General features: G+C 60.1%; 20 protein-coding genes. 17 read left to right on the top strand and 3 right to left on the bottom strand.

Annotation, left to right across the window (positions count from 1 at the left end):
- Position 1: 1 nt before the first annotated feature.
- From H4W29_RS22960 to H4W29_RS22975, 4 genes are all read left to right on the top strand, one after another.
- Entirely contained in the window at positions 2-2,053 is a 2,052-nt protein-coding gene (locus tag H4W29_RS22960) for a beta-galactosidase trimerization domain-containing protein (protein WP_192731166.1), read from the top strand.
- Between the two features lie 140 nt (positions 2,054-2,193).
- Positions 2,194-3,228 carry a LacI family DNA-binding transcriptional regulator gene (locus H4W29_RS22965; RefSeq protein WP_192731167.1) on the top strand — a complete coding sequence of 345 codons (1,035 nt, stop codon included), beginning with the start codon at positions 2,194-2,196 and terminating at the stop codon, positions 3,226-3,228.
- A gap of 37 nt (positions 3,229-3,265) precedes the next feature.
- A complete protein-coding gene (locus tag H4W29_RS22970; RefSeq protein WP_192731168.1) occupies positions 3,266-4,363 on the top strand; it encodes an ABC transporter ATP-binding protein in 1,098 nt (365 codons plus the stop codon).
- A 2-nt stretch (positions 4,364-4,365) separates the two neighbouring features.
- Entirely contained in the window at positions 4,366-6,612 is a 2,247-nt protein-coding gene (locus H4W29_RS22975; protein WP_192731169.1) for a glycoside hydrolase family 95 protein, read from the top strand.
- 171 nt (positions 6,613-6,783) lie between these two features.
- Here H4W29_RS22975 and H4W29_RS34460 read toward each other — a convergent pair whose 3' ends face one another.
- Entirely contained in the window at positions 6,784-7,803 is a 1,020-nt protein-coding gene (locus H4W29_RS34460) for a right-handed parallel beta-helix repeat-containing protein (RefSeq protein ID WP_246517424.1), read from the bottom strand.
- Between the two features lie 60 nt (positions 7,804-7,863).
- Between H4W29_RS34460 and H4W29_RS34465 the strand changes: the two genes are divergently transcribed.
- The 9 genes from H4W29_RS34465 to H4W29_RS23020 all read left to right on the top strand — a co-directional run bounded on the left by H4W29_RS34465 (position 7,864) and on the right by H4W29_RS23020 (position 18,112).
- On the top strand, positions 7,864-8,523 hold the full coding sequence (locus tag H4W29_RS34465) for a hypothetical protein (RefSeq protein WP_246517425.1): 660 nt from the start codon (positions 7,864-7,866) through the stop codon (positions 8,521-8,523).
- A 199-nt stretch (positions 8,524-8,722) separates the two neighbouring features.
- Complete coding sequence (locus tag H4W29_RS22985) at positions 8,723-9,856, top strand: transporter substrate-binding protein (RefSeq protein WP_192732762.1); 1,134 nt, start codon at positions 8,723-8,725, stop codon at positions 9,854-9,856.
- Complete coding sequence (locus H4W29_RS22990) at positions 9,853-10,434, top strand: ANTAR domain-containing response regulator (RefSeq protein WP_192731171.1); 582 nt, start codon at positions 9,853-9,855, stop codon at positions 10,432-10,434. The genes H4W29_RS22985 and H4W29_RS22990 overlap by 4 nt, the downstream gene beginning before the upstream one ends.
- The gene (locus H4W29_RS22995; protein WP_192731172.1) at positions 10,435-11,283 is read left to right on the top strand and encodes an ABC transporter permease; all 849 of its coding nucleotides are present in this window, start codon (positions 10,435-10,437) and stop codon (positions 11,281-11,283) included. It abuts the gene before it with no gap.
- Positions 11,283-12,203, top strand: a complete 921-nt coding sequence (locus H4W29_RS23000; protein ID WP_192731173.1) for an ABC transporter permease — start codon at positions 11,283-11,285, stop codon at positions 12,201-12,203. The genes H4W29_RS22995 and H4W29_RS23000 overlap by 1 nt, the downstream gene beginning before the upstream one ends.
- A 25-nt stretch (positions 12,204-12,228) precedes the next feature.
- On the top strand, positions 12,229-13,848 hold the full coding sequence (locus H4W29_RS23005; protein WP_192731174.1) for an ABC transporter substrate-binding protein: 1,620 nt from the start codon (positions 12,229-12,231) through the stop codon (positions 13,846-13,848).
- Positions 13,849-13,914: 66 nt separating this feature from the next.
- Positions 13,915-14,859 (top strand): acetamidase/formamidase family protein, encoded by a 945-nt coding sequence (locus tag H4W29_RS23010; protein ID WP_192731175.1) that lies wholly within the window; start codon positions 13,915-13,917, stop codon positions 14,857-14,859.
- Positions 14,856-16,532 (top strand): ABC transporter ATP-binding protein, encoded by a 1,677-nt coding sequence (locus tag H4W29_RS23015; RefSeq protein WP_192731176.1) that lies wholly within the window; start codon positions 14,856-14,858, stop codon positions 16,530-16,532. The genes H4W29_RS23010 and H4W29_RS23015 overlap by 4 nt, the downstream gene beginning before the upstream one ends.
- Before the next feature lie 512 nt (positions 16,533-17,044).
- A complete protein-coding gene (locus tag H4W29_RS23020; RefSeq protein ID WP_192731177.1) occupies positions 17,045-18,112 on the top strand; it encodes a porin in 1,068 nt (355 codons plus the stop codon).
- A 394-nt stretch (positions 18,113-18,506) separates the two neighbouring features.
- On the opposite strand, the gene H4W29_RS23025 is transcribed toward H4W29_RS23020, so the two are convergent.
- Both H4W29_RS23025 and H4W29_RS23030 read right to left on the bottom strand, forming a co-directional pair.
- On the bottom strand, positions 18,507-18,881 hold the full coding sequence (locus H4W29_RS23025; protein ID WP_192731178.1) for a DoxX family protein: 375 nt from the start codon (positions 18,879-18,881) through the stop codon (positions 18,507-18,509).
- 175 nt (positions 18,882-19,056) lie between these two features.
- On the bottom strand, positions 19,057-19,773 hold the full coding sequence (locus H4W29_RS23030) for a GntR family transcriptional regulator (RefSeq protein WP_192731179.1): 717 nt from the start codon (positions 19,771-19,773) through the stop codon (positions 19,057-19,059).
- Positions 19,774-20,068: 295 nt separating this feature from the next.
- Between H4W29_RS23030 and H4W29_RS23035 the strand changes: the two genes are divergently transcribed.
- From H4W29_RS23035 to H4W29_RS23050, 4 genes are read left to right on the top strand one after another with little or no spacing between them, the layout of a single operon-like run.
- On the top strand, positions 20,069-21,196 hold the full coding sequence (locus H4W29_RS23035) for a BMP family ABC transporter substrate-binding protein (protein ID WP_192731180.1): 1,128 nt from the start codon (positions 20,069-20,071) through the stop codon (positions 21,194-21,196).
- Between the two features lie 20 nt (positions 21,197-21,216).
- Complete coding sequence (locus H4W29_RS23040; RefSeq protein WP_192731181.1) at positions 21,217-22,347, top strand: ABC transporter permease; 1,131 nt, start codon at positions 21,217-21,219, stop codon at positions 22,345-22,347.
- Positions 22,347-23,273 (top strand): ABC transporter permease, encoded by a 927-nt coding sequence (locus H4W29_RS23045; protein WP_192731182.1) that lies wholly within the window; start codon positions 22,347-22,349, stop codon positions 23,271-23,273. Before H4W29_RS23040 ends, H4W29_RS23045 begins: the two co-directional genes overlap by 1 nt.
- Before the next feature lie 18 nt (positions 23,274-23,291).
- Positions 23,292-24,308 (top strand): formamidase, encoded by a 1,017-nt coding sequence (locus H4W29_RS23050; RefSeq protein WP_192731183.1) that lies wholly within the window; start codon positions 23,292-23,294, stop codon positions 24,306-24,308.
- Positions 24,309-24,316: the final 8 nt, after the last annotated feature.

A 24,316-nucleotide genomic window follows, 5' to 3' on the forward strand; every position in this document is an offset into this window, starting at 1 on the left:
CATGCCCAAGACTACGAACAAGCCGCTGCGTTACCGCCAGATCCATCTTGATTTCCACACGTCGGAACATATTCCCGGCATCGGCGCCGATTTCGATCCGGATGCCTTCGTCTCGACGCTGAAGGCAGCCCATGTCGATTCCATCACCATTTTCGCCAAGTGCCATCACGGCTGGTCCTATTATCCGACCAAGGTCGGCAAGCCGCATCCGCAGCTTGCCCGCCCGGATCTGCTCGGCGACATGGTGAAGGCGCTGTCTGCCGCCGATATCGAAAGCCCGATCTATATCTCCGTGCAATGGGACGAGCTGACGGCCCGCGAACACCCTGAATGGCGCGCCATGAGTGCGTCGAACCGTTACCAGCACGCCATTCCGGCGGACCCGTCTGCCGGCAAGCAGCTTAGTCCAGCCTGGCATACGCTCTGCCTCAACCACGCAGGCCTTCGACACTACATCCTCGAACAGGCACGGGAAGTCGCCCGGAGCTATCCGACGCAGGGGCTCTTCTTCGACATCATCCTGACGCCGGACTGCGTCTGCCCGGCCTGCATCGAGCGCATGCAGTGCGAGGGGCTCGACCCCGAAAACGCGGCCGACCGCCTGAAGAACGACGAGGCCGTCAACGAGCAGTTCCGCCGCGAGACCAGCGAAGCGCTGTTTGCGGAATTTCCTAGCCTGCGGGTCTTCTACAATTGCGGCCACATCCACAAGCAGGGGCCGGAACGCTTTTCGACCTATTCGCATCTCGAGCTCGAAAGCCTGCCGACCGGCGGCTGGGGTTACGACCATTTCCCGTCGAGCGCACGCTATGCGGCCACGCTCGGCATGGATTTCCTCGCTCATACCGGCAAGTTCCATACGTCCTGGGGAGAGTTCGGCGGCTTCAAGCACCCGGACGCGCTGGAATATGAGTGCGCACAAATGATCGCGCTTGGCTCCAAATGCCTGGTCGGCGACCAGCTTCATCCGAACGGAGCGATCAACCCCGATACCTATGCTTCGATTGCGCCGGCCTATCATCGTGTCGAAAAACTCGAACCATTCCTGGAGGGGGCAAAGCAAATTTCCGAAATCGCGATCCTTTCAGCCGAACACATGAACCCGAAAGGCGCGCGCAACCATCCAAGTGATGATGGTGCCGCCCAGGTGCTGCAGGAGCTGAAACGGCCTTTTGACGTAGTCGATAGGTCCAGCCGTTTCGAGCAGTACCGGTTGCTGATCCTGCCGGATGAAATCCCTGTCGATGCCGCGCTCGCCGTCAGGCTGAAATCCTATCTTGCCGGCGGTGGAAAGATCATCGCCTCCTGGCATTCGGGCCTTGATGAAAACGGACAATTCGCCATCGACTTCGGTATCGAAAGAGGCCCTGCGCCTGTCGCCTTCAAGCCAAGCTATGTGAAAGCCGGAAAGGATCTCGATCCCTCCATGCCGGAAACGGCCTTCGTTTTCTACGATGATGCCGAAACCGTCCGGTCGGTCGGCGCAACGGTGCTGGCCGGCATCTATCCCTCCTATTTCAATCGCTCCTACAAGCATTTCTGCTCACATCAGCATGCGCCCGATGACCCGGATGCCGATATGCTGGGCGCGGCAGTGACCGAACACAAGGGTGCGGCCTATATCGCCTATCCGATCTTCCGGCTTTACCGGGCGATGGGCCAGCCGCTCTACAAATATCTGGTTCGCGGCCTTCTCGACCGGCTTGTTCCCGATCCGGCCATGGTCACCGATCTGCCCTCGTCCGGACGGGCGACGCTGACGCGTCAGATCGAGCACGACCGCCATATCCTGCATCTCCTCTACGGTCCGCCGCAGATCCGCGGCAAGGACGTGCGTGGCGATGACGGTTCGACCCGGGTCATGGAAATGATCGAGGACATTCCGGCGATCGGCCCTGTTAATGCCACGGTGCGCTTGCCGGCAAAACCGAAGCGCGTTTTCGACGCGATGACAGGAGAGGATCTTGCCTGGAATGCGGGTGACGATGGCGCCATCAACATCACGGTACCGCGCCTGCGCATCCACAGCGCCGTGGTCTTCGAAGGCGCTTAATGCAGGTTGAAGTAAGGGAGCCGTCGGACTTTGCTCTTGCCGCCCGCAATACTGGTGGGCGGCGGAGCGCTGGGCTATACGACGGAAAGGCGCCTGGCCAGGCGCCATCTCCCATGAATGAACGCAGGAGCCCGCTCGAAATGCAACAGACGGACCAGACGGCCGGAAGAAGGCGCGGAGCCACGATCATCGACGTTGCCAGGGTGGCAAACGTCGCAGTCGGCACCGTGTCCCGCTATCTCAACGGCCAGACGATCCGCCGCTCCAACCGCGAACAGATCGAGCGGGCGATCCAGGATCTCGGCTATCGGCGCAATGCTGCTGCCGCCTCGATCCGCACCGACCTCACCCATATGATCGGCTTCCTGGTGCCGACCTTCGACGAATTCCACTCCCGCATGCTCGAGCATCTCGCTCATTCGGTTCGTCCAACCGGACGAGCACTGCTGACTTACTGCCATGGCGGCGATCCGCGCGTGGTCGCCGAGGCGCTCGACTTCTTCGCCGCGCAGCGTGTCGATGCACTGGTCATGGACGGCACTGCGGAAGTTTATGACCGTGTCGACGACCTGATCCATCACGACATTCCAATCATCTTCTATAACAACGACGTTCGCGGGCTGGCAGCAGATCGGGTCATGGTGGAGAACCATCGTGCGAGCTATCGCATCGTCAGCCACCTCATCGATCTCGGTCACAGCCGCATCGGCATTTTGACCGGCGATCCGCGCAATTCTTCGGGTATCGAACGGCTGGCGGGCTATGAACAGGCATTGCGCGACCGGGGTATCACCATCGATCCGACCCTCGCGGCGCGTGGAAACTGGCGCATGGACGGCGGTTATGAGGCGACCAAGCGATTGATGTCGCTTGAAAATCCGCCCACCGCGATCTTTTCCGCCAATTATGGCATGGCAGTCGGAGGGCTGAGCTGGCTGAAGGAGAACGGCCGGCATGTGCCCGAGGATGTTTCGCTTGCCAGCTTCGACGATGTGGCAATCTTCCGGCTCTACGAAGCCGGCATTACGGCCGTCGCCCAGCCGGTGGCAAGCATTGCTGAAACCATCACGGACATTCTCGTGGAACGCCTGACGGAGCCGTCAGGCGGGGCGACGCGCAGCGTCGTCCTCGAATGCGACATTATCCTGCGAGGCTCGACGCGACGGATCACCTGACGCGTTCTGCCCGCCAAGCGGTTAAAGGGAGGAAGCTTTGGCCAGTGTAGAATTGCACGATATTGACAAATCCTATGGCAGCTTTCAGGCGATAGAGGGGCTCAATCTGAGCGTCGATGACGGTTCGTTCACTGTCTTCGTCGGTCCCTCCGGCTGCGGAAAGTCGACGCTTCTGCGCATGATCGCCGGCCTGGAGAAGATCACCGCCGGCGACCTGACGATCGGCGGACGGCGCATGAACGAGGCCGACCCGATCGAACGCGGCGTCGCCATGGTTTTCCAGAATTATGCACTTTATCCGCATATGACGGTGGAGCAGAATATCGGCTTCTCGCTGCGCATGGCGGGCATGGGCAAGGCCGATATCGACCGGAGCGTTGCCGCTGCCGCCTCCACCTTGCAGATCGAGCCACTCCTGAAACGCAAGCCCGCTCAACTCTCTGGCGGACAGCGCCAGCGCGTCGCGATCGGCCGTGCGATCGTTCGCAACCCCGCCGTCTTCCTGTTCGACGAACCCTTGTCGAACCTCGATGCGGAACTCCGAGTCTCCATGCGTGTCGAAATCGCCAAACTGCACCGGCGCATCGGCGCGACGATGATCTATGTCACGCATGACCAGACCGAAGCGATGACACTTGCCGACAAGATCGTCGTCATGCGCGCCGGCAAGATCGAGCAGGCCGGCACGCCGGATACGCTTTATGCCGATCCCGACAATTTCTTCGTCGCCGGCTTCATCGGCTCGCCGCGGATGAATTTCCTCGATGGCACGCTTGGCGCGGATGGGGCGATCAAGCTCGACTGCGGCACTGCTTTCAGAGCAGCCATCGTCGGTTCGGGCAAGGACATACCGGTCAAGGTCGGCATCCGCCCGGAACATTTCACCGGACGGGACGAAGGCGGCGGCGCGATCGACGTCAAGGTCGATGTCGTGGAAAACCTCGGCGGAACCCGCTTCATTTACGGAACTCTCGCCTCGGGCCAATCCGTGATCATCGAGGACCGCTCGGAAAGGACGCTGCACCCGGGCGAGACGGTCAGCGCCGGCTTTTCCGCGAGAAAGGCGCTGCTCTTCAGCGTCGACGGTCTGCGGATCCGCGATATCAGGCCGGCAAACAGCATCCCGGCAGAATGATCATGACCGACAATCTTCTCTGGTACGGCGCCCCTGCCCGGCTCTGGACGGATGCGCTGCCGCTCGGCAATGGTCGGCTTGGCGCGATGGTCTTCGGCGACCCTATTTCCGAACGACTGCAGATCAACGAAGCCACCTTCTGGGCCGGCGGGCCTTACCGGCCGGTCAATGCCGATGCCTATGGTCGCCTGGAGGATGTACGGGAACTGATCTTCGCGGGCCGTTACGCCGAAGCCGAAGCGATGGCCGAAGAACATCTGATGGCGCGGCCGATCAAGCAGATGTCCTATCAGCCGGTCGGCGATCTCCATATTGATTTCCTCCATTCGCAGACCGTCGGCAGCTATCGTCGCACGCTCGATCTCGACACGGCGATCGCCACGACCTCCTACATTTCCGACGGCATCACCTTCTTTCGCGAGGCCTTTGTTTCCGCAGTCGATGGCGTGCTTGTCCTGCGCCTTTCAGCAGATCGGCCCGGAGCCATCGGATGCCGTATATCAATCGACAGTCCGCAGCGGGGACAATTCGTCGATCAAAACGGCCCAGAACTGACCTTCTCTGGTACCGGCAACGCAGAATGGGGCATCCCCGCCGCCCTGCGCTTCGCCTTCGGCATCAGGGTGATCAACACAGGAGGGTGCCTGACCTCTTCGGGCGGCATACTCTTTGCCGAGCGTGCCGACGAGCTTTTGATCCTGCTCGATGCAGCCACGAGTTTCCGGCGTTATAACGACGTATCCGGCGATCCGGATGGCGTAATTGCCGAACGCCTTTCGAAAGCCGCGCGCCGTAGTATCGAGAGCATGCGCCGTGACCATATCAACGAACATCAAAGGCTGTTCCGGACCTTCAATATCCATCTTGGCGCGACACCGGCAGCCTCCCAGCCGACAGATCGCCGTATTGCGGGCTTTGCCGAAGGTAATGATCCCGCGCTGGCTGCCCTCTATATACAATTCGGCCGCTACCTGATGATCGCCTCATCGCGCCCTGGCACCCAGCCGGCAAACCTGCAAGGCATCTGGAACGAAGAGACCGATCCGCCCTGGGGCAGCAAATATACTGCCAACATCAATCTGCAGATGAATTACTGGCTGCCGACGCCTGCCAATCTGCCGGAATGTATCGAGCCTCTTGTCGAGATGGCGGAGGAGCTTGCCGAAACCGGTCGCGAGATGGCACAAATGCACTACCACGCCCGCGGCTGGGTCATGCACCACAATACTGATCTCTGGCGAGCGACCGGACCTATCGATGGTGCGAAATGGGGACTTTGGCCGACAGGTGGCGCCTGGCTCATGGCGCAACTGCTCGATCTCAGCGATTATCTTGATGACGCCGAAGGGTTACGCCGGCGGCTTTTCCCGGTCGCCAAGGGGGCGGCCGAGTTTATCTGCGATGTGCTGGTTCCCCTTCCCGGCACCGACTATCTGGTGACCAATCCTTCGCTCTCCCCGGAGAACGTCCACCCGCATGGCGCCTCCCTCTGCGCGGGGCCGGCCATGGATAGCCAGATCATCCGGGATTTCCTCAATCTGCTGCGCCCGCTCGCAGTCTCCATCGGCGGCGAAGACGCACTGGTCTCCGCGATCGACCGCGTGTTGTCGCATCTGCCGCCCGACAGGATTGGTGCCGCCGGTCAGCTGCAGGAATGGCTTGAGGACTGGGACCTGCAGGTACCGGAGATCCACCACCGCCATGTCTCGCATCTCTATGGCCTCTATCCGAGTTGGCAGATCGACATGGACGGGACGCCTGCACTTGCCGCCGCTGCCCGCCGCTCGCTGGAAATCCGCGGTGACGACGCGACGGGCTGGGGCATCGGTTGGCGCATCAATCTCTGGGCCCGGCTTCGTAACGGCGATCATGCGCTCGATGTGGTCAAAATGCTGATCAGTCCTGAGCGAACCTATGCCAATCTGTTCGACGCCCACCCGCCCTTCCAGATCGACGGTAATTTCGGCGGGGCCGCCGGCATTCTGGAAATGTTGGTGCAGTCTCGCCCCGGCGAAATTCACCTGCTCCCGGCCCTGCCCAAAGCGTGGCCGCGCGGCTCATTGCGCAGTTTGCGCGTGCGGGGTGGCATGCTTCTCGACCTCGACTGGGAGAATGGCAGGCCCGTGAAGATTGCGATTTCGGCAGCACGGGATATTCATACCGCCATCCGTTTTGCGGACGGCAGGTTTACCATCACCCTTGCGGCTGGCCAGACTTTCATGGCGAGCAAGGACGACCTCTTCGCATAGAGGTAGAGCCTCTACGCGAACTCGGCTTTTAGTGGCATACGTCGACTATCAGACCATCAGCCTGGTCGAGTGCATCATTTGTCCGCACGGCGTTCGGGCTGCGATATCAGCGTAGACCCTGTTTTGAGCTGCTTCGAAAACAGATATTTCCGCTGCCATGCTCTTTCCCCGCTAGGATTGAGCGCCCTCAGAATACTGTGCTGGTGTCGGCCATATGACTGCGAATGACGGATCAAAGGCCTCGATCCGGCCGGTTTCCTGCCAGGCGCCGACGCAATAGTTGGATGGCGAAAACAGACTGCTCGATTTATCCGGCAACTCGATCGAGAAGGCTACTGCCGGCGGAGCCTTGGTTATCTTCAATCCGGATGGCAGACCGATGGTCTGATCCTGGAATTGAAAGGCCGCGTACCTGGCATTCTTACCGATATCATAATGCGCCTGCCGCAATCGGTCGGGAAAATCCCGGTGAGAGATCACGTCGCCGTCAAAGATGATGCCAAGAGATCCCCAGGAACGTGTGAAGCAATCCTCCTCAAAGCGGAACAGGTCATCCAGCTCGGTCGAGGGATAAGAATCGAAGCTCCAGCCTGATCCGAAGGGAGAACAAGCCTCCCACTTGAACTTATCGGCGTCAGTCGCATAGCCAATAAGGTTGTTGCGATGCTCCAGCTTCGCAAATCTCTTCTTCTTGGTAATCGGCGCGCGAAGGAGCCAGGTATTGTTGAAGACGTAGTGCGGTCCATCCGCAATATGCGTCTCGGGAAACTTGAAAAGCACGCCCTTGGCATGCTTGTCACCTTCGGGTCCGGGAATGTGAACGTTCCAGCCAAGATTGCCGTAGACATAAAAGTAGCCGGAGCGCTGCATTTCGAAGGAAAACGGCATGTAGCAGTCGACGAATTGGTTTCGGCGGATCGTCCAGTTCCATGCGAAATTCTCGGGCTCGACGGCATTATCCTTTATCCGGACGAACCAATTGTCTTCGATAAGAACGTTCCGAGCGAAGGCTTCCTTGGTAGACTCCGATGCCTGATTGAAGAAATGGACGCCATTGAATGCGTCTGTGATGACGTTGCCGCGGATGATGACATATCCGGCGATGGTCCAGGCGCGGAAGAAGTCGCCGTCATAGGCACGTGCATCGCCGTCAGGGTCAACGGGACCATCCTCGTCGCCCGATCCGTGCACCCGCTTCCATAGGATATCGCTCCAAAGCCTGCAGTCTGTCGGGGATAAGTCGGCACGAACATGACCATTGCGCTGGATCGACAGGACGTCGTCTTCACCGTGGCTTTTCGTATCCTGCACCCAACTGCATTTTTCGATGAGCAGGTGACGCGTGTAGGGGCCGGCCGCGCCGATCGCAATGCACCCTCCCCTGAAATCGACGCGGCGTATGAAAATATGTTGGCAGTTGTCGAGGTATATTGCTGTCGGCCAGCAGTTCCTGAAAACCAGTTCGTCAATGATAACCCATTGGCAATCGCGCAATGTCAAAGCCGCATTGTCGGCCATGAAATAGATACCGGGAAACGAACCGCCCTTCTGGTGAGCGGCAGCCAGTTTATTGGCAGTTTCCCGATAGGCATCGAAGTCCATATCAGAGCCGAGAATTGCTCCCCGACCGGTGATGTATATAGGGCGATCCCCGGAGCCTCGTTTACCTGTTATCGTTATCGGATCGGGATAACGGCCCTTTTTCAGGTGGAGCTCGCCACCGGGTCCCAGCCGATTGAGCTTCCTATGAATATCCTCGGCATTGACCTTTATTTGCGCTTTCATTTAGTGCCGCCCCAACAAAACACCCCATCAGCACTATCGTCTGAGTTGATATTTTTGCAAGCACTCCCAATGGCACCTGGCGGGGCGCAAGAGCCTCATCTCCAGGCCTTCCGCCTGCAGCTGTGATCTTACGCGTGTCGCCCCTCGCATTTCGCCCAACGCGCGCTTGACAAAGTCGAAGTGCCTGTATTTTATTCAAGCCTGCGGATTAGGCAAAACGCTCCGCATTCTCACATGACTTCGATAGTCGCTGGGCAGTTTCGCCCCATGATGGCCCCGTCGCGGATGGGACGCCTTCATGGGGTTTTTGGTATTTGGCTTGCAGATGAATGATGCGTTGAAAATTGGCATTCTTTACTCCACCACCGGCCCCTACGGCTCGATGGGGCGCGACGCACGCGATGGCGCAGAATTCGCGATTGCCGAATTCGCCGCGGCGAGCGGCCGGCCGGTCGAACCGATCTTCTTTGATCCGCAAGCCGATCTTGCCGCCTATCTCGAAGGTGCCCGTCGTCTGCTGCGTGCCGGCTGCCGCCATATTGTCGGCACCATCACCTCGGCCGCTCGCAAGGAAGTCATCCCACTCATCGAAAAGCATGATGGGCTGCTTTGGTACATGTGCCCCTACGAGGGTTTCGAGGCGAATGAGAATGTCATCTATGTCGGCGGTTGCCCCAACCAACATCTCTTGCCGCTTTTCGAGCACCTGATCCCACGTTACGGCAATCGGCCCTATCTCGTCGGCGCCAACTACGTCTGGGGTTGGGAGATGAATCGGCTCGCCCGTGAACTCACCACCAATGCCGGTGGCGAGGTTCTCGGAGAGCGTTACCTGCCGCTCGAGGAAACCGCAGTCGAGCGCATCGTGACCGATATCGAGCAGCGCCGTCCGAGTTTCATCCTCAACAATCTGATCGGCCCGTCGAGCTATGCTTTCCACGAAGCGATCCGGCGGCTTGCCGATCGCGACCCGGCCTTCCGGCCGGAGAACTGTCCTGTTGTCAGCTGCGACCTGATGGAATGCGAGCTCGATGATATCGCACCGGGTGCCGCCACCGGCCAGCTCTGTGCCGCCTCTTATTTCGACAGCGTCGCGACATCCGAAAACGCCGAATTCAAGCAGCGGATTATCGCCCATTTTGGCGCCGAGCGCCGTATCTCCAGCGTCTTTGCCAGTGCCTATACAGCCGTGCGGCTCTGCGTCGATGCGATTGTGGCGGCCGGCGGTGACGAGCCTTCCGCAGTGCGCCGAGAATTGTACGGCAAGAGCTGGGCGACACCCTTCGGCGCGCTCAACATCGACCGCGAGACGAACCACGCAGCCCTGCCCTTCCATCTCGGTCGCATCAACGCTCAGAACGGGTTCGATGTGATCGCCTCGCGCCCGCCGCTCGCCGCCGATCCCTATCTGACTGGCCGAAGCAAGGCGTCTTCGCCGAGATTGCGGGTGGTATCATGAAGCAAACACCCAATTTTACCGGCTGGCATGCCGTCGTCCTGCACCGCGAGGACGGCAATACCGAAAGGCTGATCCGTCAGCTGCGTCTGCTGGGCTTGTCGGCCACGCTGCAGTGGGCGCCGCTTTCAGCCGCAGGCGTACCCGATCTTGTCATCGTCGATGCCGACCAGGGTTTTGATGATCTCCTGCCCTGGAGCGGTGCGGCTCCGACATGCCCCGTCGTCGCGTTGCTCGGCTCGGAAGCGCCGGGCCGTATCGCCTGGGCGCTCAGCCAGGGTGCCGGCGCCGTTATCGCCAAGCCGATTGCAGCCTCCGCTGTCTATCCGGCCCTTGTCATGGCCGTCTCCATTCATCAGGAGCGCAAGAGTGTTGCCGAGCGCCTTCAATATCTGGAGGAGCGCATACGTCTGCGCCCGCTCGTACATGCCGCCGTCGAAAAACTGATGAAGGCGCACGCTGTCGATGAGGAGCGCGCCTATTCGATCCTGCGTAACTGCGCCATGCGTCGGCGGCTGCCCATGGAACAGATCGCTGCCTTCATCATCGGCGGCATAGAACCCCTGCCGGAGGCGGGTTGAATGCGTGTATTGAAAGCCATTTTAAGGCAGCCGACCGCCCTTTTTGGCCTTATCGTCGTGCTTATCGTCATCGGCCTTGCGGTTGCGGCCCCCTGGATTGCGCCCTTCAATCCCGATGAGCAGATGTTCGACGGATTGTCGCTGGAAGGCGCGCCGCTACCGCCCGGCGGCCCCTATCTGCTTGGCACCGATACGCTGGGGCGCGATCTTTTCTCGCGCATGCTCTTCGGTGCGCGCACTTCGCTCGTCATCGGGCTTGTCGCCAACGGCATCGCGGTCGCGATCGGCCTCTTGATCGGCATCCTCGCCGGCTACATGCGTGGCATCGTCGGCAATATCCTGATGCGCTTCACCGATCTGATGATGGCATTCCCGGCCCTGCTGCTGGCGATCGTGCTTGCCGCGCTGCTGCGGCCGAGCCTCTGGATCGTCGCCATGGTGATCGCGCTTGTCAACTGGGTGCAGGTCGCCCGCATCGTCTATACCGAGACGCGCGGACTGGTGGAGCGTGATTTCATCATGGCCGAACGCTCGCTTGGTGCCGGCCATATGCGGGTGCTCTTTCTGCACATCCTGCCGCACCTCGTACCCACGGCGATCGTCTGGGGCACGCTCGGCATCGCCACGACCGTGCTTCTGGAAGCAACACTCTCCTTCCTCGGCATCGGCGTGCAGCCGCCACAGCCCTCCTGGGGCAATATCATCTTCGAAAGCCAGAGTTACTTCCAGGCAGCTCCCTGGCTCGTGTTCTTCCCCGGCGCGATCATCCTGCTGACGGCGCTGTCCTTCAACCTCGTCGGGGATGCGCTGCGCGACATTCTCGATCCGACCCAGCGCGGGAGAGGCTGATGATCTTCCTCATCCTTCGCCGGCTCGTTCAGGCCGCCCTCATCCTTCTCGGCGTTGCCGCCATCACCTTCGTGCTGCTCTATGCATTGCCGGCCGATCCCGCGCGCATGATCGCCGGCCGCAGCGCCACGGCGCAGACGGTTGCCAACATCCGCCATGAACTCGGCCTCGACCAGCCGCTGCTCGTGCAGTTCAGCACCTATCTCTCCAACCTGCTGCACGGCAATCTCGGCCGCTCCTATGCACAGAAGACCGAGGTCTGGACACTGATCGCCGCTCGTCTGCCCGCAACGCTCGTGCTGATGCTGGCAGGCATTCTCGTGGAAGTCGCTCTCGGCCTGACGCTCGGGACGATTGCTGCTGTCCGTCGCGGCGGTTTCATCGACCGGCTCGTCATGACCGCCTCCTTCGTCGGCGTCTCGGCACCGCAATTCGTCGTTGCCCTGCTGCTTCTTTATGTCTTTGCCGTAACGCTCGGATGGCTACCCATGAGCGGCTACGGCACGTTCGCCCATGTCGTGCTGCCGGCCGCCACCCTCGGCGTCCTCGGCGCCGGCTGGTATGCACGCATGGTGCGATCGGCGATGATCGACGTCCTCAATCAGGACTATGTGCGCACCGCCCGGGCCAAGGGCCTATCCTCGCGCCGCATCATCTTCCGCCACGCCCTGCCGAACGCAATCCTGCCGATCATCGCCATGATCGGCATCGATATCGGCCAGTTCATGGGCGGCGTGGTCGTGGTCGAAGCCGTCTATGGCTGGCCGGGCATCGGCCAGCTCGCCTGGCAGGCCATCCAGCAGGTCGATATTCCGATCATCATGGGCGTCACGCTGACGTCAGCTCTTGCCATCGTCATCGGCAATCTGCTCGCCGACCTTGTGGCCCCGCTCATCGATCCACGCATCCGTACACGTTGACAGCAACCAAAGAAGGGGAACCCGAATGTTCAAACGCTGGCTTCGACACACAACCATGGCAACGATGGTGGCGCTCGCCCCCCTCGCCGCCACGGCACAGGAAACGCCCAAGCAGGGCGGCGATATCGTCGTCACCTACAAGGACGACATCACCACGCTCGACCCGGCCATCGGTTACGACTGGGTCAACTGGTCGATGATTAAGAGCCTCTATTCGCGCCTGATGGACTATGCACCGGGCACGCCGAACCCGATCCCGTCGCTCGCTGAGAGCTTCACGGTATCCCCCGATGGCCTGACCTATACGTTCAAGCTGCACAAGGGCGTGAAATTCTCCAACGGCCGCGAAGTCGTCGCTTCCGACGTGAAATATTCGATCGAGCGCGCCGTCAATCCGAAGACACAGGGTCCGGGCGCCGGCTTCTTCGGCGCCATCCAGGGCTTCGAGGATGAGACCGGCGGCAAGACCGAAACGCTTTCGGGCATCGAGACGCCTGACGAGAGCACGGTCATCTTCCACCTGTCGCGTCCTGACGCGACCTTCCTGCACGTCCTTGCTATCAACTTCGCCTCGGTCGTGCCGAAGGAAGCCGTCGAAGCCGCCGGTGGCGATTTCGGCAAGAAGCCCGTCGGTTCCGGCACCTTCATCCTGAAGGACTGGACGATCGGCCAGCAGCTGGTTTTCGAGCGCAACAAGGACTATTTCGTCAAGGGCGTGCCCTATATCGACAGCTTCAAGGTCGAGGTCGGCCAGGAACCGCTGGTGGCATTGCTGCGCCTGCAGAAGGGTGAAGTCGATATTGCCGGCGACGGTATCCCGCCGGCGAAATTCCTTGAGATCAAGAACTCTGCCGACGGCGCGCAGATGATCGTCGATGGCGAGCAGTTGCATACGGGATACATCACGCTCAACACCAGGGTGAAGCCCTTCGACAGCGTCAAGGTGCGCCAGGCCATCAACATGGCCATCAATAAGGACCGCATTGTGCGTATCCTCAACGGTCGCGCAACGCCTGCCAACCAGCCGCTGCCGCCGCTGATGCCTGGTTACGACAAGTCCTTCACCGGCTATGCCTATGATGTTGCCAAGGCGAAGGCATTGCTTGCTGAAGCCGGCTTCCCTGATGGCTTCGAAACCGTGCTTTACTCCACCAATACCGATCCGCAGCCGCGTATTGCCCAGGCGATCCAGCAGGATCTCGCCGCTGTCGGCGTCAAGGCTGAAGTACGCGCTCTGGCACAGGCCAACGTCATTTCGGCCGGCGGTACGGAAGGCGAAGCGCCGATGATCTGGTCGGGCGGCATGGCCTGGATCGCCGACTTCCCGGATCCGTCCAACTTCTACGGCCCGATTCTCGGTTGCGCCGGCGCTGTTCAGGGCGGCTGGAACTGGTCCTGGTATTGCAATGCCGATCTCGACAAGCGTGCGGTTGCCGCCGACTCCATGTCCGATCCTGCAAAGTCCGCAGAGCGTACCGTTGCCTGGGGCAAGGTCTTCACCGACATCATGGCCGATGCGCCGTGGGTTCCCGTCATCAACGAGCGTCGCGTCGTTGCCAAGTCGCTGCGGATGGGCGGCGCTGACAATATCTACATCGATCCGACCCGCGTCATCAACTACGACGCGATCTACGTGAAGCAATAAGCCCTAAGGAAACAATGCCTTCCTGGCTCGGCCGGGAAGGCTTCATAAAATCGAGGGAGACACCTTATGTGCATTGCCTGCACCCACACGATTCACCGCGCCCAGCATAATTTCGGCTGGAACAAGGATTTCGCACCCGCCGTCGTCGCCAAACCAGGCGAAACGATCCATTTCGAATGCCTGGATTCCTCCGGCGGTCAGCTCGGCGCCGATGCGACGCTGGACACGCTGAACAATCTGGATTTCGGCAAGATCAACCCGGTTTCCGGCCCGATCTATGTGGAAGGCGCCAAGCCCGGCGATGCGCTGAAGGTGACGCTACGCAAATTCATTCCCTCGGGCACGGGCTGGACAGCCAATATTCCGGGCTTTGGCCTGCTCGCCGACCAGTTCAAGGAACCGGCGCTGCATGTCTGGTCTTATGACGCCAACAGCATGACACCGGCTCTTTACGGCCCCGGCGGCCGCGTGCCGCTGAAGCCCTTTGCCGGCACGATCGGCGTTGCTCCGGCCGAGCCCGGCACGCATTCCGTCGTGCCGCCGCGCCGCGTCGGCGGCAATATGGATATTCGTGACCTGACCGCCGGTGTGACGCTCTATCTGCCCATCGAGGTCGAAGGCGCTCTCTTCTCTATCGGCGACACGCATGCCGCCCAAGGCGACGGCGAAGTCTGCGGCACGGCGATCGAAAGCCAGATGAATGTCGAGGCGACGATCGAGCTCGTCAAGGATGCACGCCTGCAGACGCCGCGCTTCACCACCACCGAACCCGTCACCCGCCATCTCGACGGCGCCGGCTATGAAGTCACGACAGGCATCGGCCCCGACTTGATGACCGGCGCACGCGAAAGCGTCATGCGCATGATCGACCTTTTGACCGCCGAGCACGGCATGAGCGCTGTCGATGCGTATCTGCTCTGCTCGGTCTGCGGCGACCTGCGCATCAGCGAAATCGTCGATATGCCGAACTGGGTCATCTCCTTCTACTTCCCGAGGATCGTATTCGCGTGATTGAAGCCATGGCCGCCGCGCCGATCCTCAGCGTTCGCAATCTCAATGTCGATGCGCGAACGCCGGAGGGACGTAAACCGGTTCTGAGAAATATCAGCTTTGATCTCGCCAGTGGCGAAACGCTTTGCCTCGCCGGAGAATCCGGCTCGGGCAAATCGGTGACGTCGCTGTCGATCATGGGCCTGCTGCCGAAAGCCTCGCTTCAGATCGCCTCCGGCAACATCATGCTCGGTGAGCGCGATCTGCTGAAACTTTCCGACCGGGCCATGCGCGGTGTCCGCGGCGGCGATATTGCCATGGTCTTCCAGGAGCCGATGACATCACTCAATCCGGTCATGTCGATCGGCGCGCAGCTGACGGAGGCGATCCGCGAGCATCAGGGCAGCGAGAATGCCGAAGCGATCGCACTGCAGATGCTTGATGCCGTACAGATCACCGATCCGGCAAAGCGTCTGAAACAATATCCGCATGAACTCTCGGGCGGCATGCGCCAGCGTGTCATGATCGCCATGGCGCTCTCCTGCCGTCCCAAGGTGCTGATCGCCGATGAGCCGACCACAGCGCTCGACGTGACCGTGCAGGCGCAAATCCTGAAGCTGATGCGCGAGCTGAAGTCGGAATTCGGCACCTCGATCATTCTGATCACCCATGACATGGGCGTCGTCGCCGAAATGGCCGACCGCGTCATGATCATGCAGAATGGCGGCATCGTCGAGGAAGGCCCGGCCGTCGGTATTTTCCGTGCACCGCGCCAGACCTATACGCAGCAGCTGCTCTCGGCCGTGCCGCGTCTCGGTGCTTTTACCGGCACGAACGGTCCGCCGCGCATCACGTCACGCAGTGTCGAGACCCTGCATCCCGATCGCACCCCGGTCCTGAATGTACGCGGCATGAACGTCACTTACGGCAGGGCAGCGAGCTTTCTCTTCAAGGGCAAGGCGCCGGCTGCGGCCGTTAGCGACGTCTCCTTCGATATCCTGCCGGGCGAAACGCTCGGTCTCGTCGGCGAAAGCGGATCGGGAAAATCGACGACTGGCAAGGCCGTGCTCGGCCTTATTCCCTTTACAGGCGATGTGATCATCGATGGCCGCAACATTGCCGGTCTCAGCCATCGCGAAATGCAGCCGATACGCCGCACCGCCCAAATGATCTTTCAGGATCCCTACGCCTCGCTCGACCCGCGCATGGCCGTCGGGGCGGCCATCGCCGAACCGCTGGTCATCCATGGCACCACCAATAAATCCGAGCGACAGGACAGGGTCGCGGAACTCCTGCGCCGTGTCGGCCTGACGACGGATGCCGCCACGCGCTATCCGCATGAATTTTCCGGCGGCCAGCGCCAGCGCATCTGTATTGCCCGCGCCCTTGCGCTTGAGCCAAAACTAATCGTCGCAGATGAAAGTGTTGCAGCGCTCGACGTATCTGTGCGCGCCCGTGTGCTCGATCTTATGCTGGAACTTCAGGAAGGCATGGGGCTCTCCTACCTCTTCATCTCGCATGACATGGCGGTTGTCGAACGCATGTCCCATAAGGTCGCCGTCATGCGCGGCGGCAAAATCGTCGAAGCCGGCACGCGCCGCCAAATCTTCGAAAACCCGGCAGAGGATTACACGAAGGCCCTGATGGCTGCCGTTCCGATCCCCGATCCGGAAGCGCGGCGAGCGCAGGTCTGAGTTTCCCCGACGCGGAGCAGAAGCGCCTCCTTTGGAGTCGTGTGTGCTTTGGCGAGGCTCGCTTCGGCGGCCGCGAATCATCGCTCAAAATCGAATTGCGGCACGGTCGAATGGCGGCGCCGCCAGCCAGCTAATACCTATTTCCCCCGCCGTATTCCCCCCGGCAGCCCGTCCAGACGGGCAAATACAGGCTCGCAGCAGCGGGATATTCGATAAATTCAGCATTCAGCGACAACCACCCGTGCCCCATTTGCGCTCGGCCAATCCGGCTAAGTCGTACTAATATAGCAATATTTCGCCATTCTACTTTACCTCTCGTTAATACCCGCTCAAGGAGTGTTGTACTTCTGTCACACACATGGCGGTTTAGTTAGAATTCTCTGTAAAATGAGAGCATTCATTGTTGAGCCCTCCGGTCTTTCGGTTATTTTAGGCCTTACCGAATTAATCGGGCTTTATCAGAGGGGACGTTCTTTCGTGGAACGCACTCGAACTTAGGAGATTGGCTTTCCATGAACATTCGTATGATGTTGCTTGGTTCTGCAGCTGCCCTCATCGCTGCACCGGCATTCGCAGCGGACGCTATCGTCGCTGCCGAGCCGGAACCGGTTGAATACGTTCGCGTCTGCGACGCCTACGGCACCGGCTACTTCTATATCCCGGGCACGGAAACCTGCCTGAAGATCGAAGGTTACATCCGTTTCCAGGTTAACGTTGGCGAAAACGTTGGCGGCGACAACGACTCTGACTGGGATGCTGTAACCCGCGGTCAGGTTCAGTTCACTGCCAAGAGCGACACCGAATACGGCCCGCTCACCGGCGTTATCGTCCTCCAGGCCAACGCTGACAACGCAACGAACCAGGATACGATCCTCGACTCCGCTTACCTCGACGTCGCGGGCTTCCGCGCTGGTCTCTTCTACTCCTGGTGGGACGATGGTCTCTCCGGCGAAACGGACGATATCGGTTCTGTCGTAACGCTGCATAACTCCATCCGTTATCAGTACGAAACCGGTTCCTTCTACGCTGGCATCAGCGTCGACGAACTGGAAGATGGCGTCTACCAGGGTGACTTCGATCCGGCCCTCGACGCCCTCGTTGCGAACGACGGCCCGAACAATGTCGGCGTTGCCTTCGGCATCGGCGGCACGGCTGGCGCCTTCAGCTACCAGATCACCGGCGGCTGGGACTTCGACAACGAAGACGGCGCAATCCGCGCAATGGGTACGGCTGAACTCGGCCCGGGCACGCTCGGCCTCGCTGTTGTCTACTCCAGCGGCCCGAACTCCTACTACTCGACGGCTGAATGGGCAGTTGCTGCCGAATACGCCATCAAGGCTACTGACAAGCTGAAGATCACCCCCGGTGTTCAGTACTACGGCAACTACATCGGCGGTGCCGACCCGTTCGACACCGTTCCGGATAGCTTCGACGGTACCGGCGATGCCTGGAAGGCCGGTCTGACGGTCGACTACCAGATCGTCGACAACTTCTACGCCAAGGCTTCCGTCCAGTACCTGGATCCGGAAGATGGCGACGACTCCACGACGGGTTACTTCCGTCTGCAGCGCTCGTTCTAAGCTGAATATTGAAAGCCCCGGGATCGTATCTCGGGGTTTTTCATCACAGGCTTCTGGTTTGGTGACCTCCAATTCAGAAGAAAGAGGTCGGTCCGGTTCCCTGCTGGATCGGCCTCACCCATCGATACAGAAATCCACTCCTGTAGATGGTTCTGGCTCGCCCTCATCAGAGGGCGAGCTTTTTACCTGACAAGAACGGATTGTGATTGTCCGACAGCGGGGTCGTCGGCGGCTGAGCGTTTGAAGAACTCAGTCGCCGGATTTCCTTCGAGAAAAATTGAAGCCGGCAAACGTAACGGTCGTCCCGGTCGCTGGTCGTCATCGCACCTGTCTGGAACAGGGGCGGCGGTAATGGGCGATCGCCTTTATACCGCGGAACGATATCGCTGCGCGTTCAAACCATATTCAGCGGCACCAACTGGCGCAGTCTCGGGTCGCGCAGATAGAGGCCACCCCAAGCGGCAATGCCGAGAATCAGGCTGACGATCTGGGGAGGCGTAAAAAACTCGCCGAGGCGAAAGTGCGTGCAGATAGCGCCGCCGAGAAAACCGGTTACCAGTATCGCACCTAGGAAGGCTGTCTTCGGAACAGCATAAAGGATCGCGCAGATGGCAATAATAATGCCGAGCGCCGGAGCGAGATTGACCGGGAAACCGGTTGCTTCCATTTCCCCCCGTAGGAAATCAGGTGCAAAGAGATTGGTGGCCGCATCGGCGAGAAGCAGAACAACAACTAGCGCTGACAGAATTCGCCCAATCCAGATCGACATTATCGCTGCCTCTTCAATTGCCGGTCACAACCCGGCTTATGGCGCGGTCTCGATCTTGTCAATTCGGCGTCAACCTCGCAATCGGGAATTTGGTCCTCCACGTCCGATCACATCTGCAGTTCCAAACATTCCGCTCATGATTGCCGCCTTACGCAGTCGGTGCTGGCCGTGGCAACTATTTCTCTCTCGCCGAGGCAAAGACGACGCTGGCATCGCTGACCATTTCCACATGCGAATAGGCGGCCTTTGCAGCGGCTGCGCCATCTGCCCGCATGATCGCGGTCACGATCATGTCGTGCTCGTCATAGGATTTCGCAAGCCGCCCCGGCAGCCGGAACTGCGCGCGACGGAAAGGCGCAAGCCGGGCCCGGCTTTGGGTAACCAGCTCATAGATATGCTCGTTATGCGCGCCGCGATAAAGCCGCGTATGGAATTCGGTATTATGGAGGGCGTAATCTTCCTCTGCGCCCTGATGCACGAGGCGGGCGGAAGCGCGATGTTCGATTTCCAGCATGCGCCGCTCGTCAACCGTCATCCGCTCGGCGGCTAGACGCGCACAGACACCTTCGAGCTCCGCCATCGCCTCGAACATCGAATGCAGATAGGTCTCAGTTACCTTGGTGACGACAGCGCTGCGGTTCGGCTCGCGATCGACGAGCCCCATTGCGCCGAGTTCGCGAAGCGCCTCGCGCACCGGGGTGCGCGACACTTCGAAACGGGTCGCCAGCGAGATCTCGTCAAGCTTGTCGCCCGGCAGCATCTGCCCGGTTACGATCATATCGGCAATAGCCCGCACCATCTGCTCGACAGTCGTTCCTGCCCTGATGATCTCTCTTCGCCTCACCTGCTTCAAGGAATGATTCTGCCCGTTGACGAGTGCATACACATGCATTGCTGGCGCCGCAAAGTCAAATATCGCATCAAATCACTGTTTTAATAAAGAAAAGTAATGGCCTATGCGCCACGACATAGCACATAGAAACACCTGGCGCCGAAATTAGCTGATCTTATAGACATTGCATAGTTTTTGATCTTGCTTGACTAAAAATTGCATACACTTTTCTACGGCGTTTTGCGGGCTCCTGAATATTTCCAATGTATTCAACGGAATAAAATCTGGCACGGTCATTGCATACACTTTTCTGTAATCGATGAACCGGCAAAACCGCCGCAAGGGGAGCATTACGATGACCAAACTCCTTTCCATGAACCGCCGCCATTTCCTTCATGCTTCTGCTGCTACAGCCCTGGTCGGCGCAGCCCCGGGCTTCCTCTCCTCGCGCGCTCTTGCGCAGACTGCGCTGACCGTCGGCTTCATCTATGTCGGCCCGAAGGATGACTATGGCTACAACCAGTCGCACGCCGAGGGCGCTGCCGTCGTCAAGGCACTGCCGGGCATTACCGTCGTCGAGGAAGAGAATGTGCCGGAGACCGTCGACGTCCAGAAGACGATGGAATCGATGATCAATCTCGATGGCGCAACCCTGCTGTTCCCGACCTCCTTCGGCTATTTCGACCCCCATATGCTGGCAATGGCCGCCAAGTACCCGGATATCCAGTTCCGCCATTGCGGCGGCCTCTGGCAGGAAGGCAAGAACCCGGCCAATACCGGCTCATATTTCGGCTATATTTTCCAGGGCCAGTATCTGAACGGCATTGCCGCCGGTCACGCGACGAAGAGCAAGAAGCTCGGCTTTGTTGCCGCGAAGCCGATCCCGCAGGTTCTGCAGAATATCAACGCCTTCCTGCTCGGCGCGCGCACTGTCGATCCGACCATCACCTGCCAGGTGATCTTCACCGGTGAGTGGTCACTCGCCGTCAAGGAAGCAGAAGCCACCAATGCGCTCGTCGATCAGGGCGCCGACGTCATCACTTGCCACGTCGACAGCCCGAAGGTCGTCGTCGAGACGGCCGCCGGACGCGGCGCCTTTGTCTGCGGCTATCACGCCAACCAGAGCCCGCTTGCCCCCGAGAAATATCTCACCGGTGCCGAATGGGCCTGGGGCAACGTCTACAGCGATTTCGTCAAAAAGGCTCAGGCCGGCGAAAAGCTCGGCAATTTCGTGCGCGGCGGCCTGAAGGACGGTTTCGTCAAAATGAGCGCACTCGGACCGGGCGTTTCTGAGGCGGGCCGCAAGGCCTTCGAAGCCACCCATGCGGAGATGATGAAGGGCGGCTTCTCAGTCTTTAAGGGACCGCTGAAAGATAACAAGGGCAACTCAGTGGTGACCGCCGACAAGAGCTATGCCGAAGACGCGATCGAGCTCGAGAGCATGAATTATCTGGTCGAGGGCGTCGTCGGGTCCACGGCATAAACCGGCAGGGGAGAAGCGCCATGACTGTCCAGGCCAATGATCCCGCCATCTCAGTCGTTTCCGAAAAACCGGCATCGCTGCGCCCCATCCTCGAATGGATCGCGCGCCATGCCGAGCCTGTCGTCATCGGCCTTGCGGCCATTCTGATCGGTCTTGCGCTCTTCTCCCTGTTCATCCTGGCGATCGGAAAATCGCCGGCGATGCTTTTCCAGCTTATGTATACCGGCGGCTTCGGCAGCTGGTTTTCGGTGCAGAATAGCTTAAGCCGTGCCGCACCCCTTCTCCTGACGGCACTCTGCGTCGCCCTGCCCGCCCGCCTCGGCCTCGTCATCATCGGCGGGGAAGGAGCGGTCGTGCTGGGCGGCGTTGCCGCAGCGGCGATCGCTATGCCGCTTGCCGGTGCAGCACCTGTCTTCCTCACCCTCATTCTCATGGGAATTGCCGCAATGGTGGTTGGTGGCATATGGATCGGCCTTGCCGGGTTCCTGCGTCATTATCGCGGTGTCAACGAGACGATCTCGTCGCTACTGCTTTCTTATATTGCGATTGCCCTGATGAACCAGTTCGTCGAAGGACCGTTGCGCGATCCTGCCAGCCTCAACAAACCTTCGACCAAGCCGCTGCCCCCAGAATACATGCTCGGCAATATTCCCGGCATGGATGTGCATTGGGGCCTCGTCATCGGCATCGTCGCCTGCATCCTCTCCTGGATCCTGATTGAGGTGACGAGTTTCGGCTTTGCCGCCCGCATCGCCGGCGGCAATGTGCGTGCCGCCCAGATCCAGGGCCTGCCGGTCGGCAAGCTGATTGCAGGCTTTACGGCTATCGCCGGCAGTTTCGCGGGTCTCGCTGGCATGGTCGAAGTGGCAGTCGTGCAAGGCAGCGCCAATGCTTCGCTCGCAGCAGGCTACGGCTATACCGGCATCCTCGTCGCCTTCCTCGCACGCCACAATCCGCTGGCGATCATTCCGGTCGCAATCCTGCTCGGCGGCATCGATGCTTCGGGCGGCCTTATTCAGCGCCGAATGGGCCTGCCGGACGCCACGGTTCTCGTGCTGCAAGGAACGCTCTTCATCGTCATCCTCTTCTGCGAGACCTTTTACGGCCGCCTCAAGATCTTCAATCCCGACCTCTGGAAAAGGAGCCTCTGATGGAAGAGACGGGCATAGGCATATGGGGCGTGCCCCTTGCCATCCTCGCAGGCGCCATCCGCGTTTCCACGCCCTTTATCTTCGTCAGCCTCGGCGAGACGATCACCGAGCGCTCCGGCCGCATCAATCTCGGGCTTGAAGGCACGCTGGTCTTCGGCGCGATGACGGCTTACGCGGTCGCCGTCATGACCAATTCGCCGTGGCTCGGCGTCCTGGCGGCCATGGCAACGGGCGCAGTCTTCGGCCTTGTCCACGGCTGGATCTGTAAGTGGCCAAAGGTCAACGATATCGCCATCGGCATCGCCATGATGCAGTTCGGGCTCGGCCTCGCCTTCTTCCTCGGCAAGCCCTTCATCCAGCCAGCTGCTCCGCACCTGCCGGCAATACAGCTCGGCTTCTGGTCCAGCATGCCCCAGATCCAGGCGGCGTTGAATATCAACGTGCTCTTCCTGCTTGGCGCAGCCCTCGCCTTCATCCTCTGGTGGGCTTTCAAGAATACCCGCGTCGGCTTGATCCTGCGCGTCGTCGGCGACAGTACCGATGCCGCGCGTGCGATGGGCATCAATCCGGATCGCGTGCGCCTGCTGGCAACAGCCGTCGGCGGTTCGCTGGCGGCGATCGGCGGCGCCTATCTGTCACTCCATTATCCCGGCTCCTGGAACGAGGGCATTTCCTCCGGCCAGGGCCTGATGGCCGTAGCGCTCGTCATCTTCGCGCGCTGGAATCCGATTGGCTGCTTCCTCGCTGCCCTGCTTTTCGGCGGTGCCGGCGCACTCGGCCCGGCTTTACAATCGGTCGGCGTCACGCAGGGTTACTACCTCTTCTACGCCGCTCCCTACGTGCTGACGCTGGTCATCATGATCGCGACCTCATCACCCACACGTTCACTCGCCGGTGCGCCTGGCGCGCTTTCCCTGACGAAATAACATGAAAGGAGCCACACCATGAATGGCCTCGGCGGATTGAACAAGTCGGAACATGGCGTCGGAATCGGCCTCGTGCAGCTTCAGCTTCCTATCACCGCGACACGGGAAGACCTTGCGCGCCAGGCGCAGGTCATCGTCGATCTTGTTGCCAAGGCGCGGCGCAATCAGCCAAGCATGGATCTGGTCATCTTTCCGGAATATGCCCTGCATGGCCTCTCCATGGATATCAATCCCGAGATCATGTGCACGCTCGACGGACCGGAGGTCGCAGCCTTCAAGAAGGCCTGCAAGGAGAATGCGATCTGGGGCTGCTTCTCGATCATGGAGCTGAACCCCGAGGGCATGCCCTATAATTCCGGCATCGTCATCGACGACAAGGGCGAGCTGAAGCTCTATTACCGCAAGATGCACCCCTGGGTCCCGGTCGAGCCTTGGGAGCCCGGCAATTTCGGCATTCCCGTCATCGACGGGCCGAAAGGCGCCAAGCTCGCACTTATCATTTGCCACGACGGCATGTTCCCGGAGATGGCGCGCGAATGCGCGTATAAGGGTGCGGAAATCATGATCCGTACGGCTGGCTACACGGCGCCGATCCGCGAAAGCTGGAAATTCACCAACCAGTCGAACGCCTTCTGCAATCTCATGGTCACGGCGAGTGTCTGCATGTGCGGCTCGGACGGTACCTTTGACTCGATGGGCGAAGGCATGATCTGCAATTTTGACGGCTCGATCATCGCTCACGGCACATCGGGACGCGTCAACGAGATCATCACCGCCGAGGTGCGTCCGGATCTCGTGCGCGAAGCTCGCCTTGGCTGGGGCGTCGAAAACAACATCTACCAGTTCGGCCATCGTGGCTACGTCGCGGTCGCCGGCGGCGCCGGTGATGCGCCCTACACCTACATGCACGATCTCATCGCCGGCAAATACCGCCTCCCTTGGGAAGATCAGGTGAAGGTCACGGACGGTACGTCCTGCGGCTTCGACAAGCCGGCGCGTCGCTACGGCGAAACATTCAAACTCGCGGGTGAATAGGAGAGAAG

This window comes from Rhizobium viscosum (assembly GCF_014873945.1).
GTDB lineage: Bacteria > Pseudomonadota > Alphaproteobacteria > Rhizobiales > Rhizobiaceae > Rhizobium > Rhizobium viscosum.

Excerpts from the sequence above, each read along its gene's own strand:
- H4W29_RS23025 (WP_192731178.1), bottom strand. The coding sequence starts at position 18,881 with ATGTCGATCTGGATTGGGCGAATTCTGTCAGCGCTAGTTGTTGTTCTG.
- H4W29_RS22965 (WP_192731167.1), top strand. The coding sequence starts at position 2,194 with ATGCAACAGACGGACCAGACGGCCGGAAGAAGGCGCGGAGCCACGATC.
- H4W29_RS23010 (WP_192731175.1), top strand. The coding sequence starts at position 13,915 with ATGTGCATTGCCTGCACCCACACGATTCACCGCGCCCAGCATAATTTC.
- H4W29_RS23020 (WP_192731177.1), top strand. The coding sequence starts at position 17,045 with ATGAACATTCGTATGATGTTGCTTGGTTCTGCAGCTGCCCTCATCGCT.
- H4W29_RS22975 (WP_192731169.1), top strand. The coding sequence starts at position 4,366 with ATGACCGACAATCTTCTCTGGTACGGCGCCCCTGCCCGGCTCTGGACG.
- H4W29_RS22960 (WP_192731166.1), top strand. The coding sequence starts at position 2 with ATGCCCAAGACTACGAACAAGCCGCTGCGTTACCGCCAGATCCATCTT.
- H4W29_RS34465 (WP_246517425.1), top strand. The coding sequence starts at position 7,864 with ATGACCATTGCGCTGGATCGACAGGACGTCGTCTTCACCGTGGCTTTT.
- H4W29_RS22985 (WP_192732762.1), top strand. The coding sequence starts at position 8,723 with ATGAATGATGCGTTGAAAATTGGCATTCTTTACTCCACCACCGGCCCC.
- H4W29_RS23045 (WP_192731182.1), top strand. The coding sequence starts at position 22,347 with ATGGAAGAGACGGGCATAGGCATATGGGGCGTGCCCCTTGCCATCCTC.
- H4W29_RS23050 (WP_192731183.1), top strand. The coding sequence starts at position 23,292 with ATGAATGGCCTCGGCGGATTGAACAAGTCGGAACATGGCGTCGGAATC.
- H4W29_RS23035 (WP_192731180.1), top strand. The coding sequence starts at position 20,069 with ATGACCAAACTCCTTTCCATGAACCGCCGCCATTTCCTTCATGCTTCT.
- H4W29_RS23040 (WP_192731181.1), top strand. The coding sequence starts at position 21,217 with ATGACTGTCCAGGCCAATGATCCCGCCATCTCAGTCGTTTCCGAAAAA.
- H4W29_RS23005 (WP_192731174.1), top strand. The coding sequence starts at position 12,229 with ATGTTCAAACGCTGGCTTCGACACACAACCATGGCAACGATGGTGGCG.
- H4W29_RS22995 (WP_192731172.1), top strand. The coding sequence starts at position 10,435 with ATGCGTGTATTGAAAGCCATTTTAAGGCAGCCGACCGCCCTTTTTGGC.
- H4W29_RS23030 (WP_192731179.1), bottom strand. The coding sequence starts at position 19,773 with ATGCATGTGTATGCACTCGTCAACGGGCAGAATCATTCCTTGAAGCAG.
- H4W29_RS22990 (WP_192731171.1), top strand. The coding sequence starts at position 9,853 with ATGAAGCAAACACCCAATTTTACCGGCTGGCATGCCGTCGTCCTGCAC.
- H4W29_RS23000 (WP_192731173.1), top strand. The coding sequence starts at position 11,283 with ATGATCTTCCTCATCCTTCGCCGGCTCGTTCAGGCCGCCCTCATCCTT.